Origin of the sequence: Rosenbergiella nectarea (assembly GCF_900111105.1) — a bacterium.
Lineage (GTDB): Bacteria > Pseudomonadota > Gammaproteobacteria > Enterobacterales > Enterobacteriaceae > Rosenbergiella > Rosenbergiella nectarea.
This window is the reverse complement of record NZ_FOGC01000003.1, coordinates 2,945-27,240: the sequence shown is the minus strand read 5'-3', so window position 1 is coordinate 27,240 and position 24,296 is coordinate 2,945. Positions and strand designations below refer to the sequence as shown.

Annotated in this window: 25 protein-coding genes, 1 tRNA gene and 1 pseudogene; 14 read left to right on the top strand and 13 right to left on the bottom strand. The window is 46.2% G+C overall.

The features are described from left to right. Position 1 precedes the first annotated feature (1 nt). Positions 2-667 carry a phage shock protein PspA gene (gene pspA, locus BMX14_RS04705; RefSeq protein WP_092673544.1) on the bottom strand — a complete coding sequence of 222 codons (666 nt, stop codon included), beginning with the start codon at positions 665-667 and terminating at the stop codon, positions 2-4. 160 nt (positions 668-827) lie between these two features. Here pspA and BMX14_RS04700 point away from each other — a divergent pair, with 160 nt between their 5' ends. The 9 genes from BMX14_RS04700 (at position 828) to osmB (ending at position 10,794) form a co-directional block, all read left to right on the top strand. Further along, the gene (locus BMX14_RS04700; RefSeq protein WP_092673541.1) at positions 828-1,784 is read left to right on the top strand and encodes a sigma 54-interacting transcriptional regulator; all 957 of its coding nucleotides are present in this window, start codon (positions 828-830) and stop codon (positions 1,782-1,784) included. Between the two features lie 251 nt (positions 1,785-2,035). Further along, positions 2,036-3,664, top strand: a complete 1,629-nt coding sequence (sapA, locus tag BMX14_RS04695) for an ABC transporter substrate-binding protein SapA (protein ID WP_092673538.1) — start codon at positions 2,036-2,038, stop codon at positions 3,662-3,664. Next, positions 3,661-4,626 (top strand): putrescine export ABC transporter permease SapB, encoded by a 966-nt coding sequence (gene sapB / locus BMX14_RS04690; protein WP_092673536.1) that lies wholly within the window; start codon positions 3,661-3,663, stop codon positions 4,624-4,626. Before sapA ends, sapB begins: the two co-directional genes overlap by 4 nt. Further along, positions 4,613-5,503: a putrescine export ABC transporter permease SapC gene (gene sapC, locus BMX14_RS04685; RefSeq protein ID WP_092673533.1), complete on the top strand. Its 891-nt coding sequence runs from the start codon at positions 4,613-4,615 to the stop codon at positions 5,501-5,503. The genes sapB and sapC overlap by 14 nt, the downstream gene beginning before the upstream one ends. Next, positions 5,504-6,496 carry a putrescine export ABC transporter ATP-binding protein SapD gene (gene sapD / locus BMX14_RS04680; RefSeq protein ID WP_092673530.1) on the top strand — a complete coding sequence of 331 codons (993 nt, stop codon included), beginning with the start codon at positions 5,504-5,506 and terminating at the stop codon, positions 6,494-6,496. Between the two features lie 2 nt (positions 6,497-6,498). Beyond that, the gene (gene sapF, locus BMX14_RS04675) at positions 6,499-7,302 is read left to right on the top strand and encodes a putrescine export ABC transporter ATP-binding protein SapF (protein ID WP_092673527.1); all 804 of its coding nucleotides are present in this window, start codon (positions 6,499-6,501) and stop codon (positions 7,300-7,302) included. A 131-nt stretch (positions 7,303-7,433) separates the two neighbouring features. Further along, the gene (gene fabI, locus BMX14_RS04670) at positions 7,434-8,222 is read left to right on the top strand and encodes an enoyl-ACP reductase FabI (RefSeq protein ID WP_092673524.1); all 789 of its coding nucleotides are present in this window, start codon (positions 7,434-7,436) and stop codon (positions 8,220-8,222) included. 146 nt (positions 8,223-8,368) lie between these two features. Continuing rightward, complete coding sequence (locus tag BMX14_RS04665; RefSeq protein WP_092673522.1) at positions 8,369-10,303, top strand: exoribonuclease II; 1,935 nt, start codon at positions 8,369-8,371, stop codon at positions 10,301-10,303. Between the two features lie 272 nt (positions 10,304-10,575). Then, positions 10,576-10,794 (top strand): osmotically-inducible lipoprotein OsmB, encoded by a 219-nt coding sequence (gene osmB / locus BMX14_RS04660; RefSeq protein WP_092673519.1) that lies wholly within the window; start codon positions 10,576-10,578, stop codon positions 10,792-10,794. Positions 10,795-10,833: 39 nt separating this feature from the next. On the opposite strand, the gene yciH is transcribed toward osmB, so the two are convergent. From yciH to BMX14_RS04635, 5 genes are all read right to left on the bottom strand, one after another. Continuing rightward, positions 10,834-11,157: a stress response translation initiation inhibitor YciH gene (gene yciH / locus BMX14_RS04655; protein WP_092673516.1), complete on the bottom strand. Its 324-nt coding sequence runs from the start codon at positions 11,155-11,157 to the stop codon at positions 10,834-10,836. After that, a complete protein-coding gene (gene pyrF, locus BMX14_RS04650) occupies positions 11,154-11,861 on the bottom strand; it encodes an orotidine-5'-phosphate decarboxylase (protein ID WP_092673513.1) in 708 nt (235 codons plus the stop codon). The genes yciH and pyrF overlap by 4 nt, the downstream gene beginning before the upstream one ends. Before the next feature lie 129 nt (positions 11,862-11,990). Then, positions 11,991-13,157 (bottom strand): lipopolysaccharide assembly protein LapB, encoded by a 1,167-nt coding sequence (gene lapB / locus BMX14_RS04645; RefSeq protein ID WP_092673511.1) that lies wholly within the window; start codon positions 13,155-13,157, stop codon positions 11,991-11,993. 44 nt (positions 13,158-13,201) lie between these two features. Continuing rightward, positions 13,202-13,471, bottom strand: a complete 270-nt coding sequence (locus BMX14_RS04640; RefSeq protein WP_092673508.1) for a LapA family protein — start codon at positions 13,469-13,471, stop codon at positions 13,202-13,204. A 134-nt stretch (positions 13,472-13,605) separates the two neighbouring features. Continuing rightward, entirely contained in the window at positions 13,606-14,322 is a 717-nt protein-coding gene (locus BMX14_RS04635; RefSeq protein ID WP_177173085.1) for a phosphatase PAP2 family protein, read from the bottom strand. Positions 14,323-14,448: 126 nt separating this feature from the next. Here BMX14_RS04635 and ribA point away from each other — a divergent pair, with 126 nt between their 5' ends. Continuing rightward, on the top strand, positions 14,449-15,042 hold the full coding sequence (gene ribA, locus BMX14_RS04630) for a GTP cyclohydrolase II (protein ID WP_092673502.1): 594 nt from the start codon (positions 14,449-14,451) through the stop codon (positions 15,040-15,042). Between the two features lie 366 nt (positions 15,043-15,408). Here ribA and cysB read toward each other — a convergent pair whose 3' ends face one another. From cysB to sohB, 3 genes are all read right to left on the bottom strand, one after another. Then, on the bottom strand, positions 15,409-16,383 hold the full coding sequence (cysB, locus tag BMX14_RS04625; RefSeq protein ID WP_092673499.1) for an HTH-type transcriptional regulator CysB: 975 nt from the start codon (positions 16,381-16,383) through the stop codon (positions 15,409-15,411). A gap of 180 nt (positions 16,384-16,563) precedes the next feature. Further along, positions 16,564-19,161 (bottom strand): type I DNA topoisomerase, encoded by a 2,598-nt coding sequence (gene topA / locus BMX14_RS04620; protein WP_092673496.1) that lies wholly within the window; start codon positions 19,159-19,161, stop codon positions 16,564-16,566. A gap of 344 nt (positions 19,162-19,505) precedes the next feature. Further along, positions 19,506-20,549, bottom strand: coding sequence for a protease SohB (gene sohB / locus BMX14_RS04615; RefSeq protein ID WP_092673493.1), 1,044 nt, complete (start codon positions 20,547-20,549; stop codon positions 19,506-19,508). Positions 20,550-20,685: 136 nt separating this feature from the next. On the opposite strand from sohB, the gene BMX14_RS04610 reads away from it, so the two are divergent. The 4 genes and pseudogenes from BMX14_RS04610 to BMX14_RS16370 all read left to right on the top strand — a co-directional run. Next, positions 20,686-21,447 (top strand): YciK family oxidoreductase, encoded by a 762-nt coding sequence (locus BMX14_RS04610; RefSeq protein ID WP_092673490.1) that lies wholly within the window; start codon positions 20,686-20,688, stop codon positions 21,445-21,447. 78 nt (positions 21,448-21,525) lie between these two features. After that, positions 21,526-22,104, top strand: coding sequence for a DsbA family protein (locus BMX14_RS04605; RefSeq protein ID WP_092673487.1), 579 nt, complete (start codon positions 21,526-21,528; stop codon positions 22,102-22,104). 114 nt (positions 22,105-22,218) lie between these two features. Next, a tRNA-Asn gene (locus BMX14_RS04600) sits at positions 22,219-22,294 on the top strand. Positions 22,295-22,474: 180 nt separating this feature from the next. Next, positions 22,475-22,561: pseudogene (locus BMX14_RS16370) on the top strand (tyrosine-type recombinase/integrase); the annotation flags it as partial. A 379-nt stretch (positions 22,562-22,940) separates the two neighbouring features. Here the strand turns inward: BMX14_RS16370 and BMX14_RS04595 are convergent. From BMX14_RS04595 to BMX14_RS04580, 4 genes are all read right to left on the bottom strand, one after another. Continuing rightward, entirely contained in the window at positions 22,941-23,138 is a 198-nt protein-coding gene (locus tag BMX14_RS04595) for a CPCC family cysteine-rich protein (protein ID WP_092673484.1), read from the bottom strand. A gap of 4 nt (positions 23,139-23,142) precedes the next feature. Then, positions 23,143-23,454, bottom strand: coding sequence for a hypothetical protein (locus BMX14_RS04590; protein ID WP_092673482.1), 312 nt, complete (start codon positions 23,452-23,454; stop codon positions 23,143-23,145). Between the two features lie 146 nt (positions 23,455-23,600). Beyond that, positions 23,601-23,747, bottom strand: coding sequence for a CPCC family cysteine-rich protein (locus tag BMX14_RS04585; protein WP_230527294.1), 147 nt, complete (start codon positions 23,745-23,747; stop codon positions 23,601-23,603). A gap of 60 nt (positions 23,748-23,807) precedes the next feature. Continuing rightward, on the bottom strand, positions 23,808-24,296 hold a 489-nt coding region (locus tag BMX14_RS04580), incomplete at its 5' end, for an S-type pyocin domain-containing protein (RefSeq protein ID WP_177173083.1).

Sequence of the window (24,296 nt, the reverse complement as noted above, 5' to 3'; positions counted from 1 at the left end):
ATTATTCAGGCTTGCCGACTTGTTGGCGAATTTTGGCAAGTTGTTGACTGATCTCATCGTCAGCGCTAAGTTCAGAAAATTGCTGATCTAAACTGGCCGTATTGGCTGATTTTAGGACTTCAGCTTCGGCTTCCATATGATCAATCCGACGCTCAAAAGATTCGAAACGCGCCAGATTTTTCTCGACTTTACCGCTGTCGATATGTTGACGAATTTGTCGACTGGTCGAGGCCGTTTGGTAGCGCAAGGACAACGCCTTCTGACGGGCGCGCGTTTCCATCAATTTCGTTTCCAGCTCGGCGGTTTCATTCTTCATCTTGCTAAGATTTTCATCAAGAATTTCCGCATCTGCTTGTAATTTTTCTGACAACTGAGTCAATTTTTGCTTTTCAATCAGCGCCGCGCGAGCAAGTTCGTCCTTATCTTTACGCACAGCTAACTCGGCTTTTTGTTGCCACTCTTCAGACTGGACGGCAGCCGAATCAATACGACGTTGCAACATTTTTTTCTCTGCTAACGCCTTCGCGGAATGCGTTCGAACCTCAACCAGCGTATCTTCCATCTCTTGGATCATCAAACGCACCATCTTTTGGGGATCTTCAGCCTTCTCAAGTAGCGTATTGATATTGGAATTAATGATATCAGTAAACCGTGAAAAAATGCCCATAGCTCAGTCCTCTATAAATAAACGGGGTAATCACATATTCTAAGGCAAATCCCATGCCAAAAGTTAACCCCTTGAATTTAGAATAAATTTAAGATTATACATTTCACGGAATTACTCTAATATGGTTAAATTAACCAACTTTTAGCGAAATAGACCAATTATGATCAGTGATAGCGTACTCGGTGAATCCGAAAACTTTCTCAATATGCTTGATCACGTCTCCACACTCGCGCCTCTCAATAAACCGGTCATCATTCAAGGTGAGCGCGGGAGCGGTAAAGAACTGGTCGCCCAACGGCTCCATTTTTTATCTACCCGTTGGCAAGAAAATTTTATTACCCTCAACTGCGCCGCGCTGAATGAAAATTTATTGGACTCGGAGCTCTTTGGACACGAGACCGGTGCTTTTACCGGCGCACAAAAGCGCCATCAAGGCCGCTTTGAACGAGCACACCAAGGCACACTTTTCTTAGACGAGATCGGCAACGCTCCGTTGGTCGTACAGGAAAAGTTATTACGGGCGATTGAGTACGGCGAAATTGAACGGATGGGGGGGACTTCGACCCTGACGGTAGATGTTCGGGTAATTTGTGCGACTCACGAAGATTTACCCGCCCGTGTTGCCGCAGGCAAATTTCGGGCTGACCTGCTCGATCGTCTCGCATTCGACGTGATTTACGTCCCGCCCCTTCGCAACCGGCAAGCAGATATCCTGCCTTTGGCTAACCATTTTGCCATGCAGATGTGTCGTGAGCTCAACAGACCCTATTTCCCCGGCTTTAGTCAATTCGCTGAACAACAATTGTTGACAGCTCCTTGGCCGGGAAATGTGCGGGAGCTGAAAAACGTGATTGAACGCTCAATTTATCGCTCGTTGCAAGCAGACAAGCCCCTGAGTGAGGTGATCCTTTCCCCTTTTCAAGCACCTGCGAGTCAACCAGCCTCTCAGCTCTCATGCCCTACTCTGCCAAGTAATTTACGTGAGTGGCAACATCAGCAAGAAGCCGACTTTGTTAAAGCGAGTTTACAACAATTTCCGCAACACACTCTTGCCGCGAAAGCCTTAGGGTTGACCTATCATCAGTTTAGGGCTTTGTTAAAAAAACACAGTCTATAGAGCGGGTATCGTGCAGGGAGCAAAAAAAAGCCCGCGGTCAGCGGGCAAGAAATACTAGAAGCAATGTGAGCAATGTCGTATCTGATAACCTGTCATCACCAGATGCATTAATAGTAATCATTATCATTTCTATTTGCAAATGTTTCTCATTCTTTTTTTATGATGCACCTATTGCCTCATTATTGCCCCGCGATTGGTTTTAGTGGTGGCTTAGGGTAAAATTACCTAATGGTTCATTAATTTAGTCCCCTATGACGAAAATATTACGAGCTTTGCTCGCCAGTTTTGGTGTGCTATGCGCAACCCCTGCAATATGCACGGCCCCTCCAACTCACAATACCGGTATCGTCTATTGTGTAAACGGTGAGGTGAATACCTTTAATCCTCAACTTGCGAGTGGCGGTGTAGTGATCGATACGCTCTCCGCTCAGCTCTATGACCGACTTTTAGATGTGGATCCTTATACCTTTCGTCTTATTCCTGCTCTTGCTGAGCGCTGGGAAGTTAAAGATGAAGGCGCAACCTTCATTTTTCATCTAAGGTCTGATGTCGCGTTTCAACACACGCCATGGTTTACGCCTAGCCGAAAAATGAATGCCGATGATGTGGTGTTCAGCTTTGCGCGGATGTTTGATACGCATCATCCTTGGCATCAAGTCAATGGCGGCCATTACCCCTACTTTGATAGTCTACAATTTGCTAACAGTGTTCAGTCGGTCCAAAAATTGGACAGCCATACCGTGGAGATCAAGCTCGTCCATCCCGATGCCAGCTTCTTATGGCATATGGCTACCCACTACGCGCCAATTCTCTCTGCTGAATATGCTCACCACCTTAGCCAAGACCATCAGCAAGAAACGCTTGATCGTCAACCTGTGGGGACCGGCCCTTACCAATTAAGCGAATACCGCAGTGGTCAATTTATCCGCCTGCAACGTAATCCTTTTTATTGGAAAGGCGTCCCCCGTTTACGTCAGGTAGTCATTGACTTAGGCGCGGGTGGCACGGGTCGTCTCTCAAAACTATTGACCGGCGAATGTGACGTACTCGCGTATCCCGCGGCCAGCCAGCTGACCATCTTGCGAGATGATCCCCGTTTGCGAATGACGCTACGTCCTGGAATGAACATGGCGTTTTTAGCCTTTAACACTCTGCGTCCCCCACTTGATAACGTTAATGTTCGTCGCGCGTTATCGCTTGCGATTAATAATGAACGCTTGATGGCATCGATTTATTACGGGACCGCGGAAACGGCGGCATCAGTGCTGCCAAGAGCATCATGGGCCTACGACAACGAGTCGACCGTGACGGAATATGCCCCAGATAAAGCCAAGCAACTGCTTAAGCAGATGCACATCAACGATCTTCACTTAAAAATGTTGGTGCCCGTTGCGTCAGAGCCATGGAATCCGAGCCAATTGAAAACAGCTGAATTGATTCAAGCCGACTTAGCGCGAATCGGCGTACACGTTGACATTCAACCTGTTGAAGGGCGCTTTCAAGAAAACCAGCTAATGGCAATGAATCATGATTTAACATTAGGCGGCTGGAGTACCGACAGTAATGACCCTGACAGCTTCTTCCGGCCCATGCTAAGTTGTGCCGGCATTAACTCTGGCACAAATTATGCGCACTGGTGTGATGAGCAATTTGATGACACGTTACACCTAGCCCTGCTTTCACAGCAGTTATCCGGCAGAATCGACTATTATCGCCAAGCACAGCAGATTCTAGCGCAACAGCTGCCTATTTTGCCTCTGGCCTCATCATTGCGACTACAGGCTTATCGTTACGACATTAAAGGGTTGGTTCTCAGTCCATTTGGAAATAGTTCCTTTGCGGGCGTGTACCGTGACACGACACAAGGTGTGACACCATGAGCCTCTATATCGCACGTCGCTTGTTTTTACTGCTTGTGACCTTAGTGCTGCTTTCGTGGGTGAGCTTTAGTCTCTGCTATTATACTCCTCATGCCCCTTTACAAGGGGCGAAGCTCACCGACGCCTATTTTTTCTGGCTACAGGGTTTGCTGCACTTCGACTTTGGGGTCTCCAGTATCAATGGGCAGTCGGTCAGTGAGCAATTGCTTGAGGTTTTCCCAGCAACCCTTGAACTCTGTTTATTAGCCGCGATACTGGCAACGTTGGTCGGATTACCTTTGGGGATCATCGCGGCGTTTAACCGTCATAAATGGCAAGATAAACTGATCAGTGGTTTCGCCTTAGTCGGATTTTCACTACCGGTCTTCTGGCTCGCCCTATTGTTAACCATGCTATTTTCGCTCTCTCTCGGTTGGTTTCCGGTGTCGGGTCGCATCAATCTACTTTATCCTGCCCCGGCGATTACGGGTTCAGCATTACTCGACGCTTGGCTCTCTCGCTCTCCGTTACGTCATGAGATGTTATTGAGCGTATTACGCCATTTAGTCTTACCGGTCGTCACGTTATCGATCGTACCGATGACAGAATTAATTCGCTTAATGCGAGACAGTACGCTGGATATTATTGATCAAGGCTATATCAAAGCGGCCATTATTCGCGGCCTGTCACGTTTCACCGTTGTACGCCGCCATGTAATTCATAATGCGCTGCCGCCTATCGTTCCACATTTGGGGTTACAATTTTCAACGTTGTTAACCTTAGCGATGATTACGGAGGCGGTTTTTAACTGGCCGGGGATCGGTCGCTGGTTGATCACAGCCGTTCGACAGGCTGACTATAATGCCATCTCCGCCGGGGTAATGACCCTAGGCAGCTTAGTTATTTTCATCAATATGCTGGCCGATATTTTTGGTGCCATTATCGACCCACTCAAACATAAGGAATGGTATGCCAATCGATAAGATTTATCAGGAGGAGAGGCTTCCTGGCGCATTTCGACGAGCATGGCATTTTTTCTATCGTGACACCTCCGCGATGATCGGTTTTTATGGGACCGGCGCCCTAATTTTGCTCTGTATTTTTGGTCAGTTGCTGGCTCCCTATGGGCTAGACCAACAGTTTATTAGCTACCAGTTATTACCCCCCTCATGGTCTCGTTATGGCGACGTCTCTTTCTTTTTAGGGACCGACGATCTTGGCCGTGACTTGTTAAGTCGATTATTAGCGGGGGCGATGCCAACTATTGGTAGCGCTTTAGTAGCGACTGTTTTTGCTGCAGTAAGTGCCTTTTTGCTGGGAATTCTGGCGGGAATGACCCGGGGATTACGCTCAGCGACTATCAATCACTTCTTAGACATTGCATTGTCGCTCCCCTCACTATTAATCGCGATTATCGTGATGGCGTTCCTAGGCCCGAGCCTTGGGCACGCGATGTTGGCGGTATGGATTGCCCTCACCCCGAGAATGATCCGCACGCTCTATCTGGCGATTCGTGAGGAGATGAATGAAGCTTATGTCGTCGCCGCAAAAATGGATGGCGCCAGCCCGTTCTTATTGTTAAAAGGGACAATATTACCGAATATTTTGCCCGTGTTAGTCAGCGACATAACGAGGTGCCTCTCAATCGCTATCTTTGATATTTCAGCATTAGGCTTTCTCGGTTTGGGCGCTCGACTGCCTTCACCCGAATGGGGCACCATACTTGGGGATTCGCTAGAGTTAATCTATGTCGCGCCATGGACGGTTATGCTGCCCGGTGCGGCGATTATGGGTGCGATCCTACTGATTAACCTATTCGGTGAAGGTGTACGCCGCGCTGTTGATGCAGGAGTGAAATAGATGCCACTGCTCGATATTCGTAATTTAACCATTGAATTTGTGAACGATAATAAGCCTATTAAGGCGGTTGACCGCGTTAACCTATTATTGAACGAAGGCGAAATACTCGGACTGGTCGGTGAATCGGGCTCGGGTAAAAGCCTGGTCGCCAAAGCGATCTGTGGCGTGACTTCCGATAACTGGCGAATTACGGCTGATCGTATGCGCTTCGGCGATATTGATCTGCTTCGGTTATCACCCCGCGAGCGTCGTAAAATCATTGGCCGTCATATCTCAATGATTTTTCAAGAACCCCAGGCCTGTCTTGACCCCTCAGCCTCGATTGGTCGTCAGTTGAAACAAGCCATACCGAGTGAAACCTTTAAAGGCCCTTGGTATAAACGTCTCTTTCCTTGGCGTAAAGAGCGCGTCATCGACATTTTGCATCGCGTGGGGATTCGTGACCACCGCGATATAATGCGAAGTTATCCCTATGCATTAACCGAGGGGGAATGTCAGAAAGTGATGATTGCGATTGCCTTGGCCAGTCAACCAAAATTGTTGATTGCGGATGAACCGACCAATGCGATGGAATCGACCACACAAGACCAAATTTTCCGGTTATTAAGACGCTTAAATCAAAATAATAATACAACTATCTTATTGATTAGCCACGACCTCCGGACGGTGAGCCAGTGGTCAAATCGTATTCAAGTACTGTACTGTGGACAGACGGTGGAAACCGCCGCGAGTAAAGAATTGATCGCCACGCCCCATCATCCCTATACCCAGGCATTAATGCGGGCAATGCCTGACTTCGGACAGCCGCTTCCGCATAAAAGCCGCTTAAACACGCTAAATGGGTCAATCCCTTCTTTAGAACATCTACCTCTCGGCTGTCGGTTAGGCCCTCGGTGCCCCTATGGCCAACGAGAATGCATAGTACGCCCCCCGTTGACCGGCACTAAGCATCATCAATATGCCTGCCATTTCCCGCTTAATATCGAGAGTTAACCATGTTAGAAACCCTATTAGAAGTTAGGAATCTGAGCAAAACCTTTCGATATAAGACTGGACTGTTTCGCTCTCAACAGATTGATGCCGTGAAAAACGTTAGCTTCACGTTGAAGGAGAGGCAAACCCTAGCCATCATCGGGGAGAACGGTTCAGGTAAATCAACCTTAGCCAAAATGCTGGCGGGGATGGTCGCCCCCACTTCGGGAGAGATGCTGATCAATAACCAGCCCTTGGTCTATGGTGATTATCGTTTTCGCAGCCCGCTTATTCGGATGATCTCACAAGACCCAACCGCATCATTGAATCCTCGGCAACGTATCAGTCAAATCCTCGATCTGCCCCTCAGACTAAATAGCGAATTGACCGATGAGCTGCGTTATCAACATATCATCGCCACGCTCAAAAAAGTCGGATTACTTAAAGAGCATGCAGGGTTATATCCTCATATGCTGGCGCCGGGTCAACGTCAGCGTCTTGCCCTCGCTCGGGCACTGATATTACAACCCAAGATCTTGATTGCTGATGAGGCCATGACCTCTTTAGATATGACGATGCGATCACAATTAGTCAACTTGATGTTGGAATTGCAAGAGCGTGATGGGCTGTCTTATATTTATGTCACGCAACAAATCGGCATGATGAAACATGTCAGCGACTCACTTATCGTGATGCGCGAAGGTGAAGTGGTTGAACGCGGAGGGACCGCCGATGTATTGGCCTGCCCCCTTCATGACTTAACGCGAAAATTAATCAACAGCCATTTTGGGAGTGGATTGACGTCAGATGCATGGCGCAACGACTAGTCAATTTGCTTAAACTTTCGCCACCCATTGCGCCAAATTAGCCTATCGAAGAAAAGTCGTGTTAGAATCGCGCCAACTTTTTTGCAGAGACAGTATCTGCTAACAATACTGATAGTTAAGGGATAAATATTATGGGTTTTCTTTCAGGTAAACGCATTCTTATTACAGGTGTAGCAAGTAAGTTATCTATCGCTTGGGGTATCGCACAAGCGATGCACAAACAAGGCGCAGAACTGGCTTTCACCTACCAAAATGACAAACTAAAAGGTCGTGTTGAAGAATTCGCTAAAGAAGTCGGTTCTGATATCGTCCTGCCATGTGATGTTGCGGAAGACGAAAGCATCAAGGCGCTGTTTGCTGAATTAGCGAAAACTTGGCCTAAGTTTGACGGTTTTGTCCACTCAATCGGTTTTGCTCCTGCAGATCAATTAGACGGCGACTATGTAAACGCTGTGACCCGCGAAGGGTTCAAAATTGCACACGACATCAGTGCATACAGCTTCGTTGCCATGGCGAAAGAGTGCCGTGAAATGCTGAATCCTAACGCAGCGTTATTGACCCTCTCTTACCTGGGTGCTGAGCGTGCGATCCCTAACTATAACGTTATGGGCTTAGCGAAAGCTTCATTAGAAGCGAACGTTCGTTACATGGCTAACGCAATGGGTCCTGATAGCGTACGTGTTAACGCCGTCTCTGCGGGTCCAATCCGTACTCTGGCAGCATCAGGCATCAAAGACTTCCGTAAGATGTTGTCTCATTGTGAAGCGGTAACACCTATCCGTCGTACCGTGACTATTGAAGACGTGGGTAACTCCGCTGCATTCTTATGTTCTGACTTAGCTGGCGGCATCACCGGTGAAGTGGTTCACGTTGACGGCGGTTTCAGCATCGCAGCAATGAACGAATTAGAACTTAAATAATATCTTTAAGCAGGTACGCTCAGTACCTGCTTAATTCCTCCTGTCATTCCACTCCCACCCGCTAATTGCGCGATTAATGTCTTGCCGCAACGTACCGATTCGCGTAAAACTGGTTGCCGCCAATTAGCCACAGATGACTGAAAATTATGCTTCAAGATAATCCGCTGCTGGCGCAGCTAAAACAGACACTGCATGACCAGACCCCACGCGTTGAAGGTGTGGTCAAGGGAACCGATAAAGGGTTCGGCTTTTTAGAAGTTGAAGGCCCAAAAAGCTACTTTATCCCCCCGCCACAGATGAAAAAAGTGATGCACGGCGATAAAATCAGCGCGGTGATCCAAACAAACAAAGATAAAGAAAGCGCCGAGCCAGAGAAACTGATTGAACCTTTCCTCAGTCGTTTCGTGGGAAGAGTACAGAAAAAAGATGATCGGCTATCTATTATTCCTGACCATCCTTTATTAAAAGAGGCTATCCAGTGCCGCCCTGCGCGTGATGTTAATCACGAATTTGTTGCGGGTGATTGGGCCGTTGCAGAGATGAAACGCCATCCGCTCAAAGGTGATCGTGGATTTTACGCAGAACTGACTGAGTTCATTACCTTCGTGGATGATCATCTTGCGCCGTGGTGGGTGACACTGTCACGTCATAATTTAGGTCGAAGTGCGCCCGAAGCAGACTTACCCGCGTTTCAACCTGAAACGCTCGAGCGTCGTGATCTCACCGCACTCGATTTCGTCACTATCGACAGTGCATCAACTGAAGATATGGATGATGCATTATTTACCCGACAACTCGACGATGAAAAACTTTGTCTGACGGTAGCGATTGCCGATCCGACAGCCTGGGTCGCCCCTAACACGCCTTTAGATAACATTGCAGCAGAACGTGCCTTTACAAACTATCTGCCGGGCTTCAATATCCCAATGTTACCGCGTGAACTTTCTGATAATTTATGCTCGTTACGCCCGAACGTAAAACGCCCAGCATTAGCCTGTGATATCACTATCGATAGTGAAGGCGCTATCGTCGGCACGCCTGAATTCTATGCTGCTTGGATCGAATCGAAAGCGAAACTGGTTTACGACAACGTTTCAAATTGGCTCGAAAATACGGGCGACTGGCAACCAGAGAGTGAAGCCATTGCTCGACAAATTACCTTATTACAAAGCTTCTGCAGCACACGCCATCAATGGCGTAAGACTCATGCCCTCGTTTTCCGTGACCGCCCTGATTATCGCTTCGTATTAGGTGAAAAAGGCGAAGTGTTGGACATTATTACCGAGCAACGCCGAGTCGCCAACAAGATGGTTGAAGAGGCGATGATCACAGCGAATATCGTGGCGGGAGAAGTATTACGCGACCAGCTTGGTTTTGGTATTTATAACCTCCATAGCGGCTTCGACGAACAAAACGCTGAGCAAGCGAGTGCAATTCTTGCTAACCACGGGATTACGGTTGACGCCTCGTCGATCGCGACACTTGATGGATTTAAAGTATTGCGCCGCCGCTTAGATGAAGAGCCTACACAATACCTGGACAGCCGTATCCGTCGTTTCCAATCCTTCGCTGAAATTGGTACCTCTGCAGGTCCACATTTTGGGTTAGGACTAGATGCCTATGCCACCTGGACCTCTCCTATTCGTAAATATGGCGATATGGTTAACCATCGCCTTCTGAAGTCAATTATCTTAAATCAACAAGATACCAAGCCGGAAGAAGCCTTAACCTTGCGTATGTCCGAACGCCGACGTCAGCATCGTATGGCTGAACGCGATGTGGGTGATTGGCTCTATGCTCGCTATTTACAGCCTTTCGCGGGCACGGATCAAAAATTCACTGCTGAAATCATCGATATTAGCCGCGGAGGAATGCGCATCCGCTTAGTCGATAACGGTGCTGTCGCCTTTATCCCTGCACCCTTCATTCACTCGGTGCGTGATGAGCTCGTCTGCAGCCAGGAACTAGGCACTGCGATGGTCAAAGGTGAAGAACGCTATCGTGTCACGGATATTATCGAGGTGACGATCGCCGAAGTGAGAATGGAGACTCGCTCAGTGGTCGCCCGACCTATTGCCTAGTGACATGATACGATATACAACCACCCTTAGGGGTGGTTTTTTTTCGCTCAAAAAAGAGGTTAATAGATGCAGTTGTTCTACAAAAGACGTTTTAATAGTGATTAATTGTAAAATAAGGTCAATAATGCCCTATTTAAGAGAATTCACCTATATTAGAGATTGAGTGCAAATTAAAATCCTTAATACTTGCTAATAAAAAACCCAACATAACTACTAGTCTGATTGGTTGAATGGACACCTCTGGTGTGAACACCATTCCACAAGGAGAATTTATGACATTTAATAATAAAACCATGGTCAAAGCAGTGATTGCGTTGACATTAGTCACCGTGTTAAGTGGTTGCTCTAACTGGTCTAAGAGAAACAGAAATACCGCTATTGGGGCAGGGATTGGTGCCATTGGTGGATCAGTATTAACCCATGGTGACGGCTTGGGGACGCTCGGTGGCGCAGCGTTAGGTGGTGTGATAGGCCATCAGTCAGGCAATTAATATTGAAGCCGGTGCGCGCACCGGCCTCCTCTGATAGGGTCAACCGCCCGCTAATTTGACGCGATAACCTTTACCTTCCAAATAACTTTTTAGAAAATCACGCTTGTCACCCTGTATTTCAATACTTCCTTCAATGACCGTTCCCCCACAGCCACATTTTTTCTTCAGTTCAGCGGCGAGTTGCTGCAGTGCGACATCCTCTAAATCGAGACCTGTAATGACGCAGACCCCCTTACCTTTTCGACCGCTGGTTTGACGACTTAGTCGCACAATACCGTCTCCTTTGGGACGCGCAACGATTTCTTTGGCTGGGGTGATCCGTCCCCCATCGGTGGTATAGACTAACGGCGCATCATCTTTCATACTGTGGGCTCCAGAGAACGTAAAATGTGTTGTAAGGTCTGCTCCGGCGCTGCTGACTGCGTGATAGGGCGACCGATCACCATATAATCTACTCCGGCATTCACCGCATCGATTGGCGTCATGATGCGGCGCTGATCACCTTGCTCACTCCCTACTGGGCGAATCCCCGGTGTGACCAGTAGAAACTCTTTACCAAACTCTTGCTTGAAGTGTACCGCTTCCTGTGCAGAACAGACGACCCCACCTAGACCCGATGATTGCGCGAGATGCGCCAATTTTGCGGCATGCTGTGAGGGCGTATCTTGAATGCCCAAGCCGTTCAGGTCGGATTGATCCATACTGGTTAACACGGTTACCGCGATGAGGTGAGGTGCTGTGCTGCCATAACACTCCAATGCAAGCTTAGCGGCTTCCATCATCCGAGCCCCCCCACCCGCATGAACATTGACCATCCACACACCAAGGTCTGCAGCGGCAGTGACCGCTTTAGCCACAGTGTTGGGAATATCGTGGAACTTCAAATCAAGGAATAGCTCAAAATTACGACGATGTAAGGCGTGAATAACCTCTGGTCCGAAACGTGTGAACATCTCTTTCCCGATTTTTAAACGACAACTTTTCGAGTCGATTTGATCAGCCAAGGCCAAGGCTGAATCCAAATTGTCGAAGTCGAGGGCCACAATGACGGGTGACGTTACAGACATATTATTCCTTACAGTAGATAGGCACCATTTCTTCGTTATTTTACCTGCTTAACTAAACCAGTGACAATGCCAACGTGCGGCGTGACTTAAATCACTATAAGTATGTTGTAACTAAAGTGCGCGTTTTTTTTATGAGTCTAATCCCCTCATGGGTTTTACGGTCGACCAACTTTTACAGGATGGGCAGTGCCAATAAATGGCATGAGCAGTAAATCCACATTTTTGGCAACGATAGCGAGGTTTTAACCGCAGTTGTTCCCCTACCATATCTCGAAGTACGGCTAAGCTTTCTTTAGCACGTCCATCTTGAGTGCCTTCTAAATAATAGTTCACAAGTCGATGGAAACCATTCAGCGTAGGCATAGAATGCAGTTGCGCTTCAAGAAAATGTTGAGCGGGCTCTAATCCTTGTTGAGACTCAATCTCTTCTGCCAGATAAAGTTCGGCCATACTTCCCTGATGCTTCTCTACACATTGTTCTAGGAATAACCGCCATTGGCTCATATCCCCCAAGCGCTGATAGGACTCTTTAATTAACGGTAACACTTCGCTGATCATTTCAGCGTCTTGTTCAGGAACTTTTTGCAACACCTGAATTGCGTTAACCGGTTCACCTTTAGCGGTCCATACCCTGCCAAACATGATCGAAACGCGCGCGCAGTTCTTATCAGCTGATTCGGCTTTGCGTAACAGCGTTAACGCCCTTTCCAAATCGTCACCTGCCATGGCTTGAAGAGCCAATTCACAGTAAAAATGGGCGATATGGTTACCTTGCGGAGATTTTTCGGCCCGGGCCAGTTTCTCTGCAATATCGATTGCTTGCTGCCAATCGCTCGTTAACTGGTAGATAGATAGGAGCTGTTTGAGTGAGCTCACTTTGAAGTCATTTTCATTGATCAGCTGCTTGAACATCGACTCAGCACGATCATAGAATCCTGCTGCCAGATAATCTCGTCCCAATTGTTGCATGGCAAGCAGACGCTGATCATAGTCCAGCGATGTGCTTTCCATAAGGGATTGGTGAATTCTTATTGCGCGGTCGACTTCACCACGAGAACGAAAGAGATTACCTAACGTCAAGTGGGCTTCGACGTCCGTCGCGTCTTCTTTCAACATATCGAGAAAGAGATCAACTGCTTTATCTTGTTGATTTGACAATAGAAAGTTAACACCTGTCACATACTCGCGTGACAGGCGATTGGCCTCTTGTTGCTTACCTTGCTGGGCACTCCTTCTTCCCATATACCACCCATAGGCGGCTGCAACGGGTAATAGTAGGAACAGCAATTCAAGCATCGTCTGATCCTAAATAGAGCGGTTCATCGCACATAACGTTAATGCTACTTACTGAGCTGTTGTTCAAGTTTGATGACTTTATTTTTCGCATGAGCTAAGGCAACACGGGCACGTAACCAGAATAGACCACAAATCGCCCATCCCAATAGGAAGCCGATACCGAACAAAGATGCCAATAAAGTCGATAATCTGAATGTCCCTTCCGCCACTAAAAAGTTGAAGGTCACTAATTGTTCATTTTTTGCTCCAAGCGTGAAGGAAACAATGAAAATGAATAAAACGACAATGAATAGTAGCAAATATTTGAATTTCACTTGGCATCCCTTCAAACCGTTGATTCAACGAACCAACTATTTAATCAAATTGAATTAAAAAAAATTTACCAATTACTGCTTATAGTATGGGGATCATTCACGCTTTTACAATCGAAATTGGTAAAAAAACCAGGTTACGACCGCCGCTGAGATAAGACGTTGTGAACCACCAACACAATGAACGTAAAGCCCCAAGCGATTACCACAGAAGCGATCAGGTCTCTCGGCCAGTGCATGCCCAACAGCATTCTACTCCACATCACCGCCCATGCCCACAGCGTAACGATAATTAACACTGGCCAAGATTTTCGAAAACTCAATAAGCTATAGAAGAGTAATAACCAGCTGGCTACAAAGAAACTGTGTCCAGAAGGAAACGAATACCCTGTTTCATGTTGCCAATGTCGCTGCTGCCAGTTTGGCAATGTCGGCCAAAAGGTTTCGGCCTGGCGGACAAGCTGTTGACGCTCTGACTTCGGATGTTGATAAAAGTCATCGGGTGTTTGATGCATTGCTTCCATTAGCGCAACGACATAGGGCCGTGGTTCGGCAAAATAAGGTTTCAATAGCGATTTAATCCCCTGCCCGCCCCACACCACGACAACGATTAATAAAAGTAAGGCTCCCACATTACGTAAAGAGGATGTTGTATGACGGTAAAGTACCAAAGCGAGAATTAGAGAGGTAAGGATACCCCATGGCCGCGTCACCGTTTGGGTAAACAGATAAAAGGGATAGTCGGTTACTGTATTATACTCTCCCTTCCAATGCCACCCGTAAGCCAGTGCCAACAGCGCCGGCAATAATAACAATATTGCGCCGACAGTTAATTGCTTTAGCTGCTTAATCATATTTCCTCGTAACAATAGTATCTTGATGTGCTTTTTCTTGGACATCTTACAGACTTATGCTGAGACTATGGCAGAATAAGGGTAAGCTTCAAAATATTGAGTATAAATTAAAGTCTGAGGTATGTAATGCAGTTAACACGTGTAGCCGAGGCCAAGCTTCCCACTCAATGGGGCGAGTTTCTCATGGTCGGCTTTGAAGAAATTTCTACGCAAAAAGATCATGTTGCGCTAGTGTTTGGTGACATCACTGGCGAAACCCCCGTTCTCACACGTATTCATTCCGAATGTTTAACGGGAGATGCTCTGTTTAGTTTGCGTTGTGATTGTGGATTTCAACTCGAATCGGCATTAGATGCTATAGCGAAAGAAGGACGTGGGATCTTGCTTTATCATCGTCAGGAAGGTCGAGGCATAGGGTTAATCAACAAAATCAAAGCCTATGCTCTGCAGGATAAGGGCTATGATACCGTCGAAGCTAATGAGGCGTTGGGTTTTGCACCGGACCAACGTAATTTCTCTTTCTGTGCCGACATGCTGACTCTGCTGGGTGTCGATAAAATTCGGTTACTGACCAATAACCCCAAAAAGGTCAGAGTGCTCAGTGAGGCCGGAATAAAAATCACCGAAAGAGTCCCGCTTCAGGTTGGACGCAACCCTAAAAATAGTCATTATCTTGATACTAAAGCAGCCAAGCTAGGCCATTTACTGGGACGTTCATAAACCTTGGGGATTTGTGATAAAAATGCAGAGATGAATGGGGCTGAGTTCTTAAGCAGGAACTCGGTTCTCATTAATTTGACCTTCCCCTCAAGAAGCCATTAGCGTAAAAACACCCAAAGTAGATAGCCAACTAACGCCCAAAAACCCACACAAAACCCAATACTCAGAATCCATATGGACTTAACCGAGAGTCGATGAGTCGGGCCATGTGCTTCGGGTGATTCTGTTTGATGTTCCATAATTCTTACCTATTATGGGTTAACCACTATTAAGCTGTGCAGTATGGCGAGAATTTGAAACTTGCCCATGATGACGATCAAGTTAAGCTTGACTAAGACTCTGAAGGAACATCAAACTCTGTCTACTCTACTTAAAAGGCAGCTTTATATCCTTAAACATCGCTTCAATATCATCGTTCGACCGTAAGGCAATCGCCGTATCAACGACATCTCGAGTCAAATGTGATGCAAAGCGCTGAATAAAGTCATACATATAACTCCGTAGAAAACTACTACTGCGAAAGCCAATCTTCGTCGTACTATGGGTGAAGATATTGGAAGCATCGATTCCGACCAAATCAGGGTCAGAAATTGGGTCGACCGCCATACTCGCAATAACGCCAATGCCCAACCCTAATCGCACATAGGTTTTGATAACATCTGCATCCGTTGCAGTAAAGACAATTTTTGGGGTGAGACCCGCGTGGCTAAACGCAGTGTCCAGTTCTGAGCGACCTGTAAAGCCAAAGGTATAAGTCACCAACGGATACTCGGCCAGCTCTTGGATAGTGACCTCTTTCTTCTGTGCCAAGGGGTGTGAAGGTGGCACCACAATCGAACGGTTCCAGTGGTAGCAAGGCAACATAATCAAGTCATCATAAAGATGCAGCGCTTCTGTCGCGATAGCAAAATCCGCATTCCCTTTTGAAACTGACTCCGCAATTTGCGTCGGCGAGCCCTGATGCATATGCAACGAAACCCGTGGGTATTTCTGCATAAAGCCTTTGATCGTTTCAGGGAGCGCATAACGGGCTTGGGTATGGGTCGTTGCAACGTATAGTGAGCCCTGATCAGGCCACGTGTGTTCCCCTGCTACCGACTTAATCGCGTCGACTTTCGATAAGACTTCACGAGCGATACGAATAATTTCCTGACCTGCCGGTGTGACTTGCGTGAGGTGTTTGCCGCTACGTGAGAAGATTTGAATCCCCAGTTCATCTTCAAGCATTCTAACTTGTTTGCTGATGCCGGGTTGTGAGGTGTATAGCCCCTCAGCCGTCGAACTAACGTTTAAATTATGGTTAACAACTTCGACGATATAACGTAACTGCTGTAATTTCATTAATCTTCCTTAACACGCTACGAGGTAGAGGCTAGGCTGCCCAGAGAGGCGGGGGAAAGTGAATTTCTATAACCATGATAACATTATTTATATTCAGAAAGAATAATTGGTTATAACAGTTTTAAGAGGTGATGCGGGCTAGAGAGGCATGCACGCCCTGAAAAGGCGTGCATGCTAAAGTTACTTTTTGGCTTCTTGCCAACGACCATCAAGGTAAAACAGCGTCCAATTCGTGGCTTTACCCTCTTTTTCAGAGGAAATATATTGCTGCTTCGTTTTACGGCTATATCTGACGAATGTTTTATTACCCTGCGGGTCCGTTGCTGGCGCTTCGGTCAGGTATATAAATTTCTGCGGTAATCGCGCTTTAAAACGCTGTAACTCTTCGATAAGCGGCGCACGGGTTTCCCGTGATTTAGGGAAAGTATTCGCGGCAAGGAAGATACCTGAGGCACCATCGCGTAACACGAAGTATGCGTCTGATTTTTCACAAACCAATTCTGGCAATGGTACAGGATCTTCTTTCGGAGGGGCGACCTCACCATTACGTAAAATTTTACGAGTGTTTTTACACTCTTCATTGGTACAGGCCATATACTTGCCAAAGCGTCCCAATTTTAAGTGCATTTCACTGGCGCACTTATCACATTCCACGATTGGGCCATCATAACCCTTAATACGGAACTCGCCTTCTTCAACTTCATACCCATCACACGATGGATTATTACCGCATACATGCAGTTTACGTTTCTCATCGATGAGATAACTATCCATCGCCGTACCACACTTAACGCAGCGGCGGCGGGCACGTAAGGCATTCGTTTCCGCATCATCCCCTTCGAGAATATTTAATACTTCACTCTCAGGGATAAGATTAATGGTTTGCTTACAACGCTCTTTAGGCGGTAAAGCGTAGCCAGAACAGCCTAAAAAGACACCGGTGGTTGCGGTACGAATCCCCATTGCCCGTTCACAGGTTGGGCAATCGATCGAAGTCAGCACCATCGGGTTGGGCTGCATGCCCCCTTCCGCGGGATCTTTCTCCGCTTGCGTGAGCTGTTGGCTAAAGTCACCGAAGAAAGTGTCAAGCACCCCTTTCCACTCCGCTTGATCATTAGCGACTTGGTCCAGATTATCTTCCATCCGCGCGGTAAAATCATAATTCATCAATTCTTGGAAGTTTTCTTCCAAGCGATCGGTAACGATTTCACCCATTTTCTCAGCGTAGAAGCGGCGGTTCTCTACCTGCACATAACCACGATCTTGGATAGTCGAGATAATGGATGCATAGGTAGACGGGCGGCCAATCCCACGTTTCTCTAATTCACGAACCAAAGAGGCTTCGCTGAAGCGTGCTGGCGGTTTAGTGAATAATTGACGGGGTAGGATCTCCTGTAAATCTAGCTCGTCGCCGACCTTGACGACAGGCAAAGTCATATCTTCATCATTTTTACGTAGGGCTGGCATCACTTTCGTCCAGCCATCAAAGCGTAATGTTCGACCTTTCGCCTTGAGTAAAAATTCTCCCGCTTTAACCGTTAAGGTTGTCGAATCATAACGGGCAGGCGTCATCTGACAAGCAACGAACTGACGCCAGATCAGTTGGTATAGCTTACAAGCGTCAGCTTCCATATCTTTAAGCTGCTCTGCATCGACTGACACATCAGAAGGACGAATAGCTTCGTGCGCTTCTTGGGAATTCTCTTTATTCGAATAGAGGGTTGCTGACTCCGGTAAATACTTATTACCAAACTCTGATTGGATGTAATCACGTGCCATGATAATGGCGTCTTGGCTCAAGTTGGTTGAGTCCGTACGCATATAGGTGATGTGTCCGCCCTCGTACAGACGCTGCGCCAACATCATGGTCTTTTTCACACCGTAACCCAGGCGTGTACTGGCCGCTTGTTGCAGGGTTGAGGTAATAAAAGGCGCGCTTGCTTTGCTGCTCGTCGGCTTATCTTCACGATCGAGCACCTCAAAACGAGCCTTTTGCAGTAATGTAACGGCAGCATCAGTTTCAGCTTTGTGAGTCGGACGGAACGCGCTGTCTTGTTTGTGCGTGACACGCATCAGCAGCTCATCACCTTTTGGGGTGTTGAGTTTCGTGTCCACTTCCCAATACTCTTGCGGGACAAAGGCTTTAATTTCACGCTCGCGTTCCACGACTAAACGAACTGCCACAGACTGCACTCGCCCGGCGGAGAGTCCACGCGCAATTTTTTTCCACAGTAAGGGGGAGACCATATAGCCTACAACGCGGTCCATAAAGCGGCGCGCCTGTTGGGCATTGACTCGGTCAATATTTAATTGCCCTGGCTTTTCGAAAGCTTGCTGAATCGCGTTCTTAGTGATCTCATTGAAGACGACGCGACTAAAGCGTTTATCATCACCGCCAATAATTTCTCGTAAGTGCCACGCAATGGCTTCCCCTTCACGGTCCAAATCCGTTGCGAGGTAAATATGGTCGGCATCTTTTGCAAGGGCTTGCAGCTCGGCAACCACTTTCTCTTTACCCGGTAGGATTTGGTAGTTTGCTTTCCAGCCATGCCAAGGATCGACACCCATACGATTCACTAACGCCTCGGTGGCGTCCTTTTTAACCGCTTTAGTCCCTTTCGCTTTACTGGTAGTCCCACTTTTTTTTGTTGCCGAACCACTTGTTGGTAAGTCACGCACGTGACCCACACTTGATTTGACAACGTAGCCACTGCCCAGATATTTATTAATCGTTTTGGCCTTTGCAGGTGACTCCACTATTACAAGTGCTTTACCCATAAATAATCTACCTAATAGAAACGTTCAATGAACGTGAAAAAACTTTGATGGATAATATTCATTACCCGCTAAATTCTGTTACAGAATATGTTATATAGCACAATTGTGGCATCCCAGCGGGAAATAACCAACTGATTAAAATAATTTAGTTTCTAGTTTTATCATAAAACCAGACCTAATAGTCTGCTACGCTAAATCGCCACACTGTACCTGATAAAATCAGTTTCGCAACATTAATTCTAGCGACTTGCGGGATAACCCCAGAAGAAAATAGGCAGGATAATTATCCTAATAGGGACGAAAAAGCCCCTTCGAAAAGAGGCTTTGACCGAAAAAAAAACCTGTTACAGAAACGGCGTTTGACCCCGTTGCCACACCTTGAGAATCGCCTTTTCCAATGCCGATGCACCACTTTGAGTGAAACGCTCCAGGAGGGTCTTACGACGCGCGTAACTGATGCTTAACAACCGGAATTGTTGCATCTTACTAATGATCAGCGCATCGCTGGTCGAAATCTCATCAATGAGGCCTTTCTCGAGAGCCTGTTTGCCATACCAATGTTCGCCAGTGGCCACGCTATCGATATCTAAGTTTGGCCGCATTTCCGCCACGAATGACTTAAATAGTTGATGGGTTTCGTCCAAGTCTTGGCGGAATTTTTCACGACCCTCTTCACTGTTCTCACCCAGCATCGTCAAAGTACGTTTGTATTGCCCTGCCGTATGCAACTCGACATCGATATCATTTTTCTTAAGTAAACGATGAATATTGGGAATTTGCGCCACAACCCCAATTGAACCAATAATAGAAAAAGGCGCCGCCACAATATGGTTTGCGACACATGCCATCATATAGCCGCCGCTCGCGGCGACCTTATCGACCACTGCAGTGAGGGGAAGACCCTTATCGCGGATCCGCTGGAGTTGTGAGGCAGCCAATCCGTAACCATGGACAACGCCACCAGGACTTTCGAGTTTGAGTAAGACTTCATCCCCCGGTTTCGCGACAGACAGCACCGCTGACACTTCTTTGCGAAGCGTTTCCACTTCATGCGCATCCATACTTCCTTTAAAACTTAATAAAAAGAGCACGGGCTTACTAGGTGCCCCTCCAACTTTAGCATTCGCTTTCTCTTCTTTTATTCGCGCTTTCTCATTCTGTTTTTCTGTCTTACGCCACTGTTTCTGTGCTGAGGGATCAACGAGGGCAAGTTCTAGACGTTTTTGCAGTTGTTCAAACTCTTTACCCGGTTCACGAATCAGTAATTCACCGGGAGACTGTTTAGTTTTTCCGCGCTGATTCACAATAAAGATTACTAGGGCCACGATGACCACAAGCAAGGTCACACTTTTGGCCAAGAACAAGCCATATTCTGCTGTAAAACCCACATTATTCTCCTCTGGGGGTAAGTGACGGTAAAATTAATTATTTGTAATAATCTGTCGTGGTGAGTCATCGCCTATAATTGTAACATAGCCACAGAATCGGCATAACCGCTCATCTCTTCTGCTTAAGGAAAACGCTATGCAATATCAAGCACCCAACGATCTTTTAAAAAATCGAACAATACTTGTCACTGGTGCAACAGAGGGAATTGGACATGAAGCGGCGCTGACTTATGCGCGTCACGGCGCCCGGCTCATCCTTCTTGGCCGCAACCAACAGAAGCTCGACCACGTGGGTGCCGAGATACACCATAAATTCGGCAAGTTTCCTTCTCTTTTCAAAATAGACTTCGCCACCGCTAAACCTGATGATTATCAAGAGTTAGCACAGCATATTGCTTTAGTGGCGCCCACCTTGGACGGTGTGTTACACAATGCTGGGATGCTCGGCAGAATTTCACCTCTGATGGAGACACCAGCCACCTTGTGGAAACAAGTGATGACCGTCAATCTCGATGCCGTTTTTTATCTTACGCAAGCAGTGATGCCCTTGTTACATAATGCAGAACAAGCATCGTTAATCTTTACTACGTCAAGTGTTGGGCGCCAAGGCCGCGAAGGTTGGGGAGCTTATGCGATGTCCAAATTCGCCACCGAGGGGATGATGCAAGTCTTAGCAGAAGAACTCGCTAATACCAAGGTTCGAGTCAACTGCATCAATCCGGGTGGTACACGTACCCAGATGCGGGCAAACGCCTACCCAAGTGAAGACAGTATGAAGTTAAAGACCCCAAGTGACATTATGCCGCTGTATTTATGGTTAATGGGCGACGATAGTCTTACGACTCACGGGCAAAGCCTCGATGCACAACCCGGACGTAAAGCGGGGCCTGCGGAGTAATACAGCAACTCACTGGAAAATATGAATTATCTTTGCCACCCTTGATCCATTAACGATCAAACTTCTAAGGTAAGCAATATGACTGATACACTGTTTCGCCATAGCGAGCAGAGCCTAACCTGGGGCAAAGGGGAGTTAGTTTTAGACGTTTTTCTGGAACCTACCTGCCCTTTTTCTGCACTGGCTTTCAATAAACTTCCTGCGCTCCTTAACGCGGCTGGACCGGAACAGCTACAAATCAAAATCCGACTCCAGTCGCAGCCTTGGCATATGTTTTCAGGAATAATAGTCCGTTATATCCTTGCGGCATCCACGCTCAATGAAGGTCAGTCTGCTGTGAAGACCGTTATGCAAAGTGTGGCCGATCACCGCGAAGAGTTTGAATTTATCGACCACTGTCGCGGGCCCAACTTACATACCACACCCGAACAACTCCTACAGCGTCTAGTCTCATACAGTGGCGTGGATGTCCGAGAAATTTTTGACCAAACCGATTTGCAAGATTTGGTAAAGCGTCAGGCGAAATATGCTCGGCAAAATGGTATTCACGTTTCACCCAGCTTTATGGTCAACGGCTTAGTGCAACCTGATATCAGCAGTCAAGATTCTGTTGAAGAGTGGATGAAAAAGTTAGGACTAGCTCAATCTAATCAGTAAGTTAAACTACTTTTTGAACAAATTGCCGTTTTCTTATTCGTTCAGACCCAAGGGTATCATTTTGGCTTTGACATCGCGGCGATGAATCGTTAGGATTCGCCGCGTTAACCCGATTCCTCTGTAGTTCAGTCGGTAGAACGGCGGACTGTTAATCCGTATGTCACTGGTTCGAGTCCAGTCAGAGGAGCCAAATTAAAGAAACCAGATGTCTACTGACGTCTGGTTTTTTGCTTTCTATCAATTGGTTAACCCTTCAAGCTTGTCTACTCACGTCTATTAAAAAAACACTCGAAGCTACACCCTTTTGTTGGTAAAAAGCTGGTAAAGCTGGTTCGGTTTGACTTTTACCAACAATCGAGGGGGTGTTTTCATGTCACTGACTGATATTAAAGCAAAAAATGCAAAATCCCTTGAGAAGGAATACAAGCTGACTGATGGCTTAGGTAAATTTCTTCGCGGTTGAAACTAGAAGAGATCCTATTACTAGCCGGATCACACCATAACCGCGAAAAGCCTGTTTAAATAATTGATAGGATTGTATTATTTTCCACTCTCATCATATCGTTTAAATCTATCAACAAAAACCAAATGATAGCCTAGAACTATCGCTATCATAATTATCGTTCGCTTAAAACGAATGAATAATCGAGCGATTAAGAATCTTAAATCGTCAAAAGCTATCGATATCTAGTTATCGATCTACTAAATCAATTGATTGGTGGTAGTGGTGAGCGACGGATCGCAACAGTTGGTATGCTTTGGCTGGGTATTCGATGGTTAGGAATCAAGCAGCACAACATGCCTTGTGTGCTGCCCAATCAAATCAGCGTTAAATGTTATTTGACTTTATTTCCTTCAGCATAGGCCTTACGGGCTTCGTTCAAACTCATGACATTAGCCCCACCACCATAAGTTTGATCTTCTTCTTGAACAGGATCATCTTCCCATTTACAAACCGGACAAATTTCATAGTTCCTAATATCCGAAAATTCATATTTGTGGCAACAAGGGCATAAATATACTGAACGATTCATTATTTCATCCAATTGCTTTTTTAATTTTCGATATTAGTTTATTTTTATCCCATCCCACACTATATTTATCCTCGGGAGCCTCCCAACAACTATTAGCTATTCGATTAATAATAAATTCGCCATTCTTTTCAAACGCGGGATACCAACCAACATCAACAATAATCCCAGACTTAAATGATAATTGTAATAAAGCCTCATCTAAGACCATTACTTGTGATTCTATACCCTGCGAAAAATCAATAGTCGATAATTCATCAAATATATTTATAGGTTCAAGATCAAAATCGATTCCTAGAATACTGTATTTTTTCATCATTTCAAAAGTTTCCTTGCTACGTCAGCATTTGAACCAATCACCACCTCCTGATGAGATGCTTTAACTGGCATTAAAAGAGTTCTTCGTAAATGTTTTTTATATAATTAATTTGCCTTGTTGATAGGCTTCTCTAGCTTCATTTAGACTCATTCTATTCCCCCCCCTTTTCGGTCTGGGTTTTTATACTGAAAAGGATCATCTTCCCAATTACAGTTAAGACAAATATCATGTTCACCTAAAGATTCAAACACCAATTTTCCGCAGCACGGGCATGGATATAAATTATTGATCATTCCAGTAGTCCATCTTGTCAGTTGGTTTAAACATCGTTCTTGGTGCACCATCTTTGGATTTTATCCCCAAAGTATTACTTTCAGAATGATATAAAGAATATCACCATTACTTCTTATTTTTGTTATTTTCCCTTCTGGAAGATTATTGACAAAATCATGGGTAGCATCAACATACTCTTTAGAGTTAGCTAACTCAGGAAAGTCTAAGCTATGTTTTTTCCTGTGGTTGTATGCATTTTCAACTTTTGTGATTTTCCCTATTAGAGTCCAAATTGGATCTTCAGGCCTTTTACTTAAATAAACATATATCGGCGGAATATCCGAGAGTGACAAGATAAGAATATAATCCGCAAAATTCTTTTCTTCCGGGTCCGGATTGGTCGTTGCGTCAATACTGCTATCTTCCGGCAGCGGATCCACTACGACCGGGTTCGTTATCCTGACTGGGTACGGGTTACCTGTATTTGTAGGAACATTGACACCTGAACTGTCGGGCGTCCAGATGAGGGTAATACGTGGATCTTCCTCTGTGGTAAACGTATAGGCTTT